Raw genomic sequence first — 3,567 nt, forward strand, 5'->3', positions numbered from 1 at the left:
TGTCGGCCGATGCCTATGCGGCCTTCGAAGAAGCCGGCGGTGCCAATCCGGAAACCGGTGCCCGCTTCTGGAACGAGATTCTGGCGGTAGGTGGTTCGCGCCCGGCGCTGGAGTCGTTCCGCGCCTTCCGTGGCCGCGATCCGCAAATCGATGCGCTGTTGCGCCATGGCGGCATGGTCGAAACGGTACGCTGAGCCGGGGCGCTGTTTTATCAAGCTAGCGGGTCACATCGCTTTGAAATAGCAGACTCGAACTGACAACCGCCCGTCACCGGGCGGTTTTTGCATTTTTAGCGGCTCGCTTCCGGCTCGTTGTGCTCGGGTGCTGCCAGCGTAGGGCGCCGCCGGAAGGAGGGGCTGCGCAGTGCGAAGGACGGCGCAATCGGGGACAGGGTGGTACGATTCGGATTCTGCGTCGGGCAAACTGCCCGCGCATCGGTGTGCTGCAAACGCTTGTCTTGAGCTCGCAAAGGCTCTCTCCGTGGATATGACAATTTGATTGTAGGCCGGCGTGGGGCAGGCTGGCAATGTTTGTGGTGGCGGGTGTTGTTTAATTGATTAAACGTTTATGTTTAACGGATTGGGATTTTTGATGAAATTGGCTACCTGGAACGTCAACTCCCTCAAGGTGCGCCTGCCACAGGTGCTGCAATGGCTGGAGGCTAATCCGGTCGATGTCTTGTGCCTGCAGGAGCTCAAGCTGGATCAGGACAAGTTTCCGCTGGCCGAGATCGAGGCCGCCGGCTACCGTGCCGCCTGGCTGGGGCAGAAGACGTATAACGGCGTGGCCATTCTGGTTCGCGCACCGCTAGCGCTGGCTGATGTCGTCACCGGCATCCCCGGTTACGATGATGTGCAAAGGCGCGTGATTACCGCGACGATAGGCGGCGTGCGTGTGATGTGCGGCTATTTCGTCAACGGTGAATCGCTCGAGTCGGCAAAGTATCCGTACAAGCTTGCCTGGCTCGCGGCGCTGGAAGGCTATGTCTCGACTGAAGTCGCCGCCCATCCCGATTTTGCCTTGCTGGGTGACTACAATATCGCGCCGGATGACCGCGATGTGTATGACCCCGCCGCCTGGCAGGGCAAGGTACTGTGCTCGGAACCCGAGCGTGCCGCTTTTACCCGCCTGATCGCACTGGGGCTGTCCGACTCCTTCCGCCTGTTCAATCAGGATGAGAAACAGTACAGCTGGTGGGATTACCGCGCCATGATGTTCCGCCGCAATCTGGGGGTGCGTATCGACCATATCCTGATTACGGACTCGCTCAAGGTGCGTGCCGTGGCCTGCGAGATCGACAAGGCTCCGCGCAAGTGGGAACGCCCGTCCGATCACACGCCGGTGGTGCTGACACTGGCAGACTGATGCGGCTATACGTTTGTTCTTAATAGGAAATGTATGCTATCTATATTGGCAAAGTAGGCTGTTTGCTGGATGATGGCCGGCAGTCGAATGCTCTGGAGCTCGTGTGGATTACGCTTTTGAAAACCGTCTGGACTTTACCCTGTTCGACAAGTTGCAAGCACAAAAGGACAGCGAGCCGCATTTCCACCCTTACAGCCAACTGGTGTTTCCGCGTAGTGAAGGTGTACAGGTGGTAATCGGCTCGGCACCTCCTGTCGAACTGGCGGCGGATGCGGTGCTGTTTTTGTCGCCTTTTGTCCGCCATCATGTGACGGTCGGTCGCGCGGATGCACGCTGGGATTCACTGGCGGTCAATCTGTCCCGTCTGGGCCCCGAGTTCTTTAATTCCCACTACCTGACGCCGATTCAGGACCTGCTGCATCATGGCCTTGCCGGGCTGCTGTTTCATGGCGGTACCGCCATGCATGCGCGGCGTGATTTTTTCATGATACGCAATACCTACCGCATGGAGTATTTGATCTCCATCCTGCAGATCATGCATACGCTAAGCATGGCGCGTGAGTGGCACCCTCTGGCGTCAGAGCAGGACCATCCGGTCGAGCCGCGCGATATCCAGCTCTGCCTGACGCTGAGCGAGTACATCCGCAACAATCTGGCCGAACCGCTGAATATTACCCATGCCGCCAGTCTGGTTCATATGTCCGAGTCCAGCTTCTGCCGTTTTTTCAAGCGCTTCTTCGGCAAACCCTATCACGGCTATCTGATCGACAAAAAGCTGGAAGCAGCCTGCCATTTGCTGCAGACGAGCAATATGCCGATACAGGAGATTGCCGACCGTCTGGCTTTCAATTCGGCCTCGCATCTGGCGATGACTTTCAAGCGCCATCAGGGCATGACGCCGGGCGAGTACCGCAGCCGCCAATATGATTGATGCACGCAACAGGCCGCCCCTCTCGGGACGGCCTTTTTTACAACTTAATACAGCAATCAGGCAGCAGCGGTGGCCGTCTTGGCCTCTTCTGCGTGCTTGATCGGCTTGGTCATGAAGCCCAGTACGATGGCGATACCCAGCAACACGGCCGAGATCATGTAAGCGGCACTGTAAGTGCCGGTCATGTCGACGGCGAGGCCGGCCAGCAGCGGGCCGACAAAGCCGGATACGCCCCAGGCGGTGTACAGCACGCCGTAGTTGGCGCCGTAGTTCTTCAGGCCGTAGAAGTCGGCGGTAGTCGACGGGAATACCGACATCAGCGAACCGTAAGCCAGACCGGCTACAACCGTCCCCACCAGAATCATGGACGCATCCTGATAGGTGGCGAACATCAGCATATTGACCGCCTGGACCGCGAAGGCCAGCAGCATGGTGTTGGTGCGGCCGATCTTGTCGGACAGCATGCCGCCACCGACGCGGCCTGCCGCGTTGGAGACCGCCAGGATGGACACCAGATACGCCGGGTTCAGGATACCGGCCTGATCGGTCGCGATCGAAGCCAGGTTACCGATGATCATCACGCCGGCAGACGACGAGAACACGAACATGATCCACAGGAAGTAGAACTGGCGGGTCTTGATCATCTCGCGCCAGGTCAGGTTGTGCTCGGACACCTTGGGCGCCACCGCACCGGCAGCCAGCGCCGGCGCAGCCGGTACATAGCCTTCAGGCGGGTTGGAGATCATGCGCGTCAGCGGCAGGGCAATCAGGAGCACGGCCGAACCCAGAATCATGAACGACTTGGAGATGCCGTAAGCTTCGATCAGGTGGGTGCACAGCGGTGCGAGGTAAACCGCGGCCAGACCGAAACCGCCGACGGTAATGCCGGAGATCATGCCCTTCTTGGATGAATGGAACCACTTCATCGCCGCCGGCGTCACGCAGGCGTAGGCAAAGCCGATACCGGTACCGACGATACCGCCGAAAGCGATGGTCAGGCCGATAACGGAGTCTTGCGGCACGAAGCTGGACAAAATCATGCCGGCACCGACCAGTACCACACCGAGGGTGATGACTTTTTTCGGTCCGATACGGTCCTGCATGACGCCGGCAGCCAACAGGGCAATCGCCCACACCACGATGGCCACGTTGTACGGCATCGAGGCTTCGGTATTGGTCCAGCCCCAGTCAGCGACCAGACCCTTTTTGATCACACTCCAGGCATACAGCACGCCGATGGTGAGGTTGATACAGGTACCGGCGACAAGAAC

The 3,567-nt window shown here is 59.0% G+C and carries 5 protein-coding genes; 3 read left to right on the top strand and 2 right to left on the bottom strand.

Translation table 11 applies throughout. The annotated features are described in order from the left end of the window. Positions 1–194: M3 family metallopeptidase (locus tag ACRC1E_RS08635; protein WP_438514694.1), on the top strand; the 194-nt coding region annotated here is incomplete at its 5' end. Positions 195–289: 95 nt separating this feature from the next. Here ACRC1E_RS08635 and ACRC1E_RS08640 read toward each other — a convergent pair. After that, positions 290–469 (bottom strand): hypothetical protein, encoded by a 180-nt coding sequence (locus tag ACRC1E_RS08640; RefSeq protein ID WP_438514695.1) that lies wholly within the window; start codon positions 467–469, stop codon positions 290–292. Positions 470–591: 122 nt separating this feature from the next. On the opposite strand from ACRC1E_RS08640, the gene xth reads away from it, so the two are divergent. After that, complete coding sequence (gene xth / locus ACRC1E_RS08645) at positions 592–1,365, top strand: exodeoxyribonuclease III (protein ID WP_438514696.1); 774 nt, start codon at positions 592–594, stop codon at positions 1,363–1,365. 103 nt (positions 1,366–1,468) lie between these two features. Next, positions 1,469–2,296: a helix-turn-helix transcriptional regulator gene (locus tag ACRC1E_RS08650; protein WP_438514697.1), complete on the top strand. Its 828-nt coding sequence runs from the start codon at positions 1,469–1,471 to the stop codon at positions 2,294–2,296. Positions 2,297–2,352: 56 nt separating this feature from the next. On the opposite strand, the gene ACRC1E_RS08655 is transcribed toward ACRC1E_RS08650, so the two are convergent. Next, on the bottom strand, positions 2,353–3,567 hold a 1,215-nt coding region (locus tag ACRC1E_RS08655; RefSeq protein ID WP_438514698.1), incomplete at its 5' end, for an L-lactate MFS transporter.

It is taken from the genome of Craterilacuibacter sp. (assembly GCF_051659485.1).
Classification (GTDB): domain Bacteria; phylum Pseudomonadota; class Gammaproteobacteria; order Burkholderiales; family Chromobacteriaceae; genus Craterilacuibacter.

Coding starts and splice junctions, on each gene's coding strand:
- xth (WP_438514696.1), top strand. CDS start 592: ATGAAATTGGCTACCTGGAACGTCAACTCCCTCAAGGTGCGCCTGCCA.